Genomic DNA, 7,090 nt, shown 5'->3' on the forward strand with positions numbered 1-7,090 from the left:
GCCCCGGACCGCTCCGCCCCGGGCCGGACGGGCTCCGGCCCGAGGGCGCCCGCCGTCAGTGCAGGACGTCGAGGACGTTGTCCGCGTCGTTGACGAAGTAGACCGCTTCGTGGTCGAGGTTCAAGTCGAGGCCGAAGAGCGCGCCCGCGCCGGGCGGAGTGCCCTCGTTGTTGATCGTCTTGACCGCCACCTGGCGGCCCGCCCGGTCGGTCTCGACGATGTTGCCGTCCCCGCCGTTGACGGTAAGGATGTCACCCCGCGGCGTGATCGCCATGCCCAGCGGGGCGTTGAGGTTGCCGCCCGAGGTGACGACCCGGCCGGTGCCGGCGCTGTCCTTGCGGGTGAACGCGTCCGGGATCGCGGTGATCCGGCTGAGCACCGTGTCGGCGACGTAGAGCGTGCCGTCGTGGAGGCCGACCCCGGTCGGGCCGACCACCAGGGCCGCCGGGTCCGTCTGCTGGCGAAGGTCGTCCGGGGTGCCGTCCGGGGTGATCTGGACCAGTGTGGTGCCGGTGCCCTGCAAGCCGGTCGGCGGGTTCGCCGCGTTGTTGAAGTTGCCGACCAGGACGTTGGCCCGGCCAGGAGGTCGCGCTAGGCATCGGGCCGGTCACCCCGCGCGACATCCTCGGCCGAATGCCTCAGGCCCCCGGGGCTTCGATCCCGCCGACCAGGGCCCGGACCGTCGCCGCCGCGAACTCCTCCGGATCCGCGGGCACCAGCGCCTCGGTCGGGGCCTCCCCGGCGTAGAAGACCTCCAGGAAGGCCCGGTGGAAGCAGGCGCCGATCAGCAGCATCGCGGCGGCGTGCGGGTCGACGTCGGCGGCGACCCGGCCGAGCCGCTGTTCGGCGCGCAGGTACTCGGCCAGGTGGGAGCTGACGTGGTGCGGACCGGCGTCGTCGAGCTTGCGGCGGTGGGCGGCGAGCAGCTCGGGACTGGCGAGCAGGCCGCCGGCCATCGGGAAGGACTGCCGGTAGAACGGCACGGCGATCAGCACGACCGCCTCCAGGTGCTCGCGCACCGAGCCCTGCCCGGCCCGGTCGGGGAGTTCGGCGACGGCCGCGGCCAGGCGCGGGGCGCGTTCGCGCAGGACGCGGACGAAGATGTCCTCCTTGTCCCGGAAGTGCTTGTACAGCGCCGCCTCCGAGCAGCCGGCCTCCCGCGCGATCTGCTTCGTGGTGGCGCGGACCAGTCCGACCGTGCCGATCAGCCGGGCGGCGGCATCCAGCACCCGGGCCCTGGTCAGCGCCCCGCCGGTGAGCGGCCGGCCGTCCTCGCGGTTCCCCTCGTTCGTCATGGGCACCAGCCTACCTTGACAGGTGGGTGAGCACTCACCCACCATGAGGAGGACAGCAGAAGTGAGCACTCACCCACCCCACGGGAGGGGCCATGAAACTCACCGTCCTGGGCGCCACCGGCGGCATCGGCCGCCAGCTGGTCACCCTCGCCCTCGCCGACGGACACCTGGTCACGGCCGCCGTCCGCGACCCGGCCCGACTCCCCCTCCGGCACGACCGGCTGACCGTGGTCAAGGCCGACGCCCTCGACGCCGCCTCGCTGGAGCCGGTGGTCGCGGGCGCCGACGCCGTCCTCTCGGCCATCGGCCAGGCCGGCCGGCGCGATCCACTCGAACCCGCCTCCAACTCCGCCCGCGCGGCGGCCGCCGCCATGACGGCCACCGGGGTGCGCCGCCTCCTGGTGGTCAGCGCCGCCCCGCTCAACCGCTCCGGGGCCGGGCAGCCGCTGCTCGCCGCGAAGGCCTTCGGCCCGCTGCTCTGGGCGGTGCTCCGGGACGTGTACACCGACCTGGAGGCGATGGAAGGCGTGCTGCGCGCGAGCGACCTGGACTGGACGGCCGTCCGGCCGCCGCGACTGACCGACCGGCCGGGCCGGGGCCGCTACCGGCACGCCGTCGAGTCCGGGCCCGCCGGGTCCACCGTGCCGCGCGCCGACGTCGCCCGGGCCATGCTGGACCTGGTCACCGACCCGACGAGCTTCCGGCACGCGGTCGGCGTCAGCTCCTGAGCATCGCGAGCGGTGTTTACCGTTCCTCCACGGATGTGTCCGGGAAGTGGAGTTGGTGCGTCCTGACCCCTTGTCAGGCGGAACGTTCCTCCCTACCTTCGTGCTTCGGGATCCCGGCCCGCTCGGTCAGCCGCAGGGGCCGCGGCCCGCACCATCACCGGAGGCACGACAAGATCTGGAGGTTTCCCATGCCCGGAACCATGATCGAGGAGATCCGCGACGCGGGCCCGCTGCTGGTCGATGACGAGACCATCGCGTTCGAGGACGACGACCGCGGCGACCGCGAGGCCACAGCATGTCTCGCCGACCCGTGGGTGACCGCCACCACCCGCTTCGCCTGCGACTTCAACTCCTGACGGTGACCGGTTCCACCGCCGGACGCGGCGACCGGTCCGACGAGACCTGGTCGTACCTGAACGACCCGCGGATGCCGGCGGTGGAGCACGGTTGGAAGCTGCACGTCTCGGCCCGCCCCGGCGGGCTCGACACCCTGCTCGCCCTCGCCCTGCCCGTGCTGGCCCGGCACGTCTGCCACGCCAAGTGGGCGCGCGGCCCGGAGGTGCTGCGGGAGCTCAACTCCGGTGCGCGGAGCGCCGCTTCGGTCGGCAAGGCACTCACCGTCTACCCGGCGCCGGGCACCGCCGTCGCACTGGCCGCGGAACTGGTCGCGGCGCTGCGCGGGCAGCAGGGACCGCAGGTCGTGAGCGACCGGCGGGTCGACCCCGACGCCCCCGTCTACTACCGGTACGGGCCCTTCACCGGCGACTACCGCACCGGGCGCGGCGGCCGCCTGGAGTCCGTCATGGTCGGCCCCGACGGCCGGGCCTTCGACGGGCTGGCGGCCGGCTCCTACCGGTGCCCGCCCTGGGCCGAGGACCCGTTCCCGCACAACGCGGTGCCCACCCAGGACTCCCCCGGACTCGGCGGCGGCCGCTACCGGATCACCGGCGGCATCGCCCGCAAACCCCAGGGCAACGTCTACCGGGCGGTGGACCTGACCACCGGACGGCCCGTGGTCGTCAAGCAGGCCCGGGCCTTCGTCGCCGAGGACGAGTCCGGCGCCGACGCCCGCGACCGACTGCGCAACGAACGGGCCGTGCTCACCGCCCTCGACGGCCTCCCCGGCGTGCCCCGGGCCCTCGACGCGTTCCGGCACCGCTCGGACGAGTACCTGGTGATGACCAGCTGCGGCGACCGGGACCTGCGCCGGGACGTCCAGGAGCACGGACCGTACGGGGCCGCCCGGCTCGCCGACCTGGCCCGCCGACTGCTGCGCCTGCTGGACGGCATCCACCGCCGGGGCGTGGTCGTCCGCGACCTCAAACCCGACAACGTCGCACTGGACGCCGAAGGCCGCTGCCACTTGGTCGACTTCGGCATCAGCGCGCTGGACGGCACCGGCCCGGACGGCTCGACCCCCGGCTACAGCGACCCGGTACGCCGCCCGCCCGGGCAACCCGCGCGGCCCGCCGACGACTTCCACGCCCTGGGCGCGACCCTCGGCTTCGCCGCCACCGGGCTGGACCCGGTGATCGTCGACGGCGACGCCGCCGTCAACCGGGAGCGCACCCTGGCCGGGCTGGCCTGGGCCCTGCCCGGCGAGGAGCACCGTCAACTCCGCTCACTGATCGCCGAGTTGACCAGCCCCGACCCGGCTGTCCGCACCACCGGCGCGGACCGGCTCCGCAGTGGTACGGCTGTCCGGACACCACCCCCGCCGCTGCCGCGCCGCTACCGGCTCGACCCCGACCGGCTCCGCGAGGTCGTCGAACACACCACCGCGTACTGCGTCGCCGAGGCGCACCGGATCGCCGACCCGGTGCTCGCCGCCCGAGCGGCCGTCCCGACGCCGATCGACGTCTACGGCGGCAGCGCGGGACTCGGCCTGGAACTCCTCCACCACCTCCACCGGCCCGGCGTGCCGGAGGCCGTGGCGGCGCTGGCCGAGTGGACGGCGGGGCAGTCCCGGCGGCTGTCCCCGGGGTTCTACTCGGGCCGCACCGGGGTCGACCTGTTCCTCGCCCGGGCCGGGTCGCCCATCGGCGGAGGCGAGGACCTGCCCGCCCACGGCCCGGACGGCGGACCGCCCGAGGCCGACCTGATCGAGGGCGTCGCCGGAATCGGCATCGGCCGGCTGCTGCTCGCCCGGGCCCATCCCGCCGGGCGGGAGCGGCACCTCGCCGTCGCCGCCGAGTGCGCCCGGCTGCTGGCCACCGGCCGGGCCCGCCTGTCACCCGCCGGGGCGGACACGCCGGGCAGTGCCGCACTGCGCGAGGGCCTGGCACACGGCACCGCGGGCGTCGCCTACTTCCTGCTGGAGTACGGGAGCACCGGCGGCGACCGGGCCGACCGGCACCGGGCCGAGCAGGCCTGCGCCCGACTCGCCGCCGACATCCCGGCGCTGATCGCCCGGGCCACCGCGCCGGGGGCGACCCGCCGCTACGGCTCCTGGTGCCGGGGCCTGGCCGGGGTCGGATCGGTGCTGGTCCGGGCCGCCGACCGGCTGGCCGAACCCGGGTACCTGGACCTCGCCCGGCAGACCGCGCGCACCTGCGCCGCGCTCGCGCCCCGGATGCCGCTGGTCACCCAGTGCTGCGGGCTGGCCGGGGTCGGTGAGCTGCTGGTGGACGTCGCCGTCGCGTCCGGCCCGGGCACCGGCCCGGGCGGCGGTACCGGAGCCGAGGAGTTCTGGGACGCCGCCGACACCGTCGCGGCGATCCTCCTGAGCCGCAGCGGCGGCCCGCCGTCCCGTCCGGTGTTCCCGGACACCGGCCTCGCCCGGCCCAGCGCCACCTGGGCCGGCGGCTCCGCCGGGGTGCTCGGCTTCCTCCGCCGGCTGCACGAGCGGGGCGGGCCGCGCCTCGGCCTCCTCGACTGACGCCACACTTCGCCTCGGGCCTGTATCGGGGCCCGGTCAGCCCCGGAAGACCTGCCACTGCGTCGACGAGGCGTCCGTACGGGTCGCCCAGTGGCCGAGCGGCAGGGCCGGCAGCTCGGCCAGGGACGCATCACCGTCCAGCAGGTGCGCGGCATGGACCAGCTTCGGGCCGCCCTTCCACCACCGCGGCTCGGTGGCCGAGAACGCCTGCCAGTCCCCGTCCCGGTCGAGGAACACGCTCACCACGGGCTCCCCGCGGTGCACGCGCTTCGACACGAACACCGGCGCGTCCGGGTCAAGGGAATGCACCGGACCGCAGTCCGCATGCGACTCCGCGGTCACAACACCCTCCTCAGCTGGTCAGGACCCCATCCCAGCACAGCCCCCGCCACCCCGTCGCACCGGGTCCGAGCGGTCATGGGGTCCAGAGGGTCAGGGGTCCAGGGGGTCAGGGCACGATCTCGCCCTCGACCGCCGGCCCGGCCACCGCCCAGTACCCGCGGTCCGTCGGCGGACGCGACCGCAGGTCGTCGCGGACCTGCCCGGCCAGCCGTCGGGTGTCCCGCCGGTTGACCGTCGCGCCGATGCCCGCGCCCAGCAGCAGCGGGGTCACGGACGGCAGCCGGCGCATCCAGCTGCGGGTGAGCCGGCGCCGCACCTGTTGGCGCACCTCCGCCCCCAGGGCCAGCGCCGCGAAGCCCGCCGGGCGGGTCAGCAGCATCGCGTCGATCCCCCGGCGGTTCGCCCAGGCCCCCAGGTAGGCCCCGGCCCGCTGGGTGGCACTGCCCTGCGCCGGGACGCCGTAGACCTCGTGCAGCTCGGCGATCAGCTTCACCTCCACGGCCGCGACCGCCAGCGTCTCGGCCGCGATCTCCAGCGGCATCGCGGGCGGCACCGGCAGCATGGCCGCCGCCCCGACACCCGCGCCGAGGGCGGCGGAGGCCCGGGTGGCACCGGCCACCAGAAGGTCGGCCAGCCGCTCGGGGTCGGCCGCGTCCGGGTGCTGGGAGCGCAGGGTCGCGAGGTCGCGGACCGGGATCCGCGGCGCCGTACGCACCAGCTGCTCGGTCAGCGCCTTGCCGCCGAGCGCCGCGCCCCGGGCCGCTGCCCGCCCCCCGCTGCCCAGCCGCCCGGCCACGCCCGCCACCAGCGCCCGCCCCCGCCCGCGCTCCGCGTGGTACTCGGCGACCTGCCAGGCCCCGGTGGGCTGCTCGGCCCCCTCCACCAGCTCGGCGAGGCCCTCGGCCAGACCCCCCTCCGGACCGGACTCCCCCCGGGGAACGGGCCCGGGACGCACCGGACCGGAACGGTCCGGCCGCTTGAAGCGCCCCGGCTTTCGGAAGACTGCCATGCACTTCCGGTACCCCGTCCGCCCGCCCGACACGCCCTGCTCACCCATCTCCACACCACCCGGCACCTCTCGGTGACGAAGAGCAGCGGGCACCTGGCGGTGTTCATCGCCGCGTCGTTCCTCGGCCACCTCGCCTCCGGGTGGCTCTCCGACCGGACCGGCCGGCGTCCCCGGCGGACCGGGCGCGCAGTTCGCCGCGGCCCCGGGCGGCGCTCCGGCCCGCCTCGCCCGCACGGCGGGACCCGGCCGCGGCTGAGCGCCCCGCCCGGGACGGCAGCGCGCGCCGGGGGCGAGCTCGCCGGTGATCGTGACGGCGGTAGGGTCGGTGCCGAGAAGCGCGGCGGGACGCACCGGGGGAGAAGTCCGTTGAAGACCTTTTCGTGGGGCCGGCGGAGACCCCGCCAGGAGCCCGCGGAGCGACCGGTGGCCCGGCGCGACTACCTGCCCGGCGAGCAGGAGGCCCTGCTCATCGGCATCCTGCTCGGCACGGCGGCCGGTGTCAGGACGGACGAACGGTACGACGCGGCCTCGCAGTTGGAGGAATTCCCGTCCGACCAGGTGGTCGCGGCGCTGGCCGGGGTCGCCGGTGATCCGGCCCAGCCGGACGACACCCTGGTGGACCTGTGCGCCGAGTCGCTCGCCGGGATCTGGATCCACCGCGGCGCCGTCGACCACCACCTGCTCGCCCGGCTGGGCCCGCGCGGCCGGCGCGAGGCGGAGCGCACGGTGGCCCACCGCGCGCCGGAGCTGCTCGCCCGCTGAGCGCGAACCGGACGACCGTGGGGGGGGGGGGGGGGGGGCGGCGGGGCCGCCCCCCCCCCACCCGGGGAGGGGGTGT

At 76.1% G+C, this 7,090-nt stretch carries 8 protein-coding genes; 4 read left to right on the plus strand and 4 right to left on the minus strand.

Going from position 1 to position 7,090, the window contains the following annotated elements; translation table 11 throughout:
- Nucleotides 1-55: 55 nt before the first annotated feature.
- A complete protein-coding gene (locus ACFWXO_RS29325) occupies nt 56-523 on the minus strand; it encodes a hypothetical protein (protein ID WP_380527276.1) in 468 nt (155 codons plus the stop codon).
- A gap of 115 nt (nt 524-638) precedes the next feature.
- Nucleotides 639-1,295, minus strand: a complete 657-nt coding sequence (locus ACFWXO_RS29330; RefSeq protein ID WP_380527278.1) for a TetR/AcrR family transcriptional regulator — start codon at nt 1,293-1,295, stop codon at nt 639-641.
- Nucleotides 1,296-1,387: 92 nt separating this feature from the next.
- Between ACFWXO_RS29330 and ACFWXO_RS29335 the strand changes: the two genes are divergently transcribed.
- From ACFWXO_RS29335 to lanL, 3 genes are all read left to right on the plus strand, one after another.
- A complete protein-coding gene (locus ACFWXO_RS29335) occupies nt 1,388-2,023 on the plus strand; it encodes an NAD(P)-dependent oxidoreductase (protein ID WP_380527281.1) in 636 nt (211 codons plus the stop codon).
- Nucleotides 2,024-2,211: 188 nt separating this feature from the next.
- Complete coding sequence (locus tag ACFWXO_RS29340) at nt 2,212-2,379, plus strand: SflA family class IV lanthipeptide (RefSeq protein ID WP_380397793.1); 168 nt, start codon at nt 2,212-2,214, stop codon at nt 2,377-2,379.
- A gap of 2 nt (nt 2,380-2,381) precedes the next feature.
- On the plus strand, nt 2,382-4,901 hold the full coding sequence (gene lanL / locus ACFWXO_RS29345) for a class IV lanthionine synthetase LanL (RefSeq protein WP_380527283.1): 2,520 nt from the start codon (nt 2,382-2,384) through the stop codon (nt 4,899-4,901).
- Between the two features lie 36 nt (nt 4,902-4,937).
- On the opposite strand, the gene ACFWXO_RS29350 is transcribed toward lanL, so the two are convergent.
- Nucleotides 4,938-5,144 (minus strand): hypothetical protein, encoded by a 207-nt coding sequence (locus ACFWXO_RS29350; protein WP_380527284.1) that lies wholly within the window; start codon nt 5,142-5,144, stop codon nt 4,938-4,940.
- A 205-nt stretch (nt 5,145-5,349) separates the two neighbouring features.
- Complete coding sequence (locus ACFWXO_RS29355) at nt 5,350-6,252, minus strand: hypothetical protein (RefSeq protein WP_380527287.1); 903 nt, start codon at nt 6,250-6,252, stop codon at nt 5,350-5,352.
- A 423-nt stretch (nt 6,253-6,675) separates the two neighbouring features.
- Here ACFWXO_RS29355 and ACFWXO_RS29360 point away from each other — a divergent pair, with 423 nt between their 5' ends.
- A complete protein-coding gene (locus tag ACFWXO_RS29360) occupies nt 6,676-7,014 on the plus strand; it encodes a hypothetical protein (protein WP_380527288.1) in 339 nt (112 codons plus the stop codon).
- Nucleotides 7,015-7,090 lie beyond the last annotated feature (76 nt).

Origin of the sequence: Kitasatospora sp. NPDC059088, assembly GCF_042738155.1 — a bacterium.
Taxonomy (GTDB): Bacteria; Actinomycetota; Actinomycetes; order Streptomycetales; family Streptomycetaceae; genus Kitasatospora.